We start from the raw sequence: 476 nt of genomic DNA on the forward strand, positions 1-476 counted from the left end.
AGGCCCTGGACTGGTCGGACCCGCCGTTCGCGAAGTGGTTCGTCGGCGGGAAGATCAATGCCGCGTACAACGCCCTGGACCGGCATGTGGAGAACGGGCTCGGTGACCGGGTGGCGATCTTCTTCGAGGGCGAACCCGGCGACACCCGCACGTACACGTACGCGCAGCTCACCGAAGAGGTCAAGAAGTGCGCGAACGCGTTCGAGTCCCTCGGGGTGGCCAAGGGTGACCGGGTGGCCGTGTACCTGCCCATGATCCCGGAAGCGGTGATCACGATGCTGGCCTGTGCCCGGATCGGGGCCGTGCATTCGGTGGTGTTCGGCGGTTTCTCCGCCGATGCCCTGCGCTCCCGGATCGATGACGCCCGGGCCAGGCTCGTGGTCACCGCGGACGGCACCTACCGGCGCGGCAAGCCCAGCCCGCTCAAGCCCGCCGTCGACCAGGCCCTGGCCGCCCCCGGCCATTCGGTGGAGCAT

1 protein-coding gene is annotated in these 476 nt (G+C 69.1%); it reads left to right on the forward strand.

The genetic code is table 11. From position 1 onward, the window contains the following. On the forward strand, nt 1-476 hold a 476-nt coding region (locus AB4Z38_RS25810; RefSeq protein ID WP_441432350.1), incomplete at both ends, for an AMP-binding protein.

It is taken from the genome of Arthrobacter sp. 2RAF6 (assembly GCF_052115205.1).
Classification (GTDB): domain Bacteria; phylum Actinomycetota; class Actinomycetes; order Actinomycetales; family Micrococcaceae; genus Arthrobacter.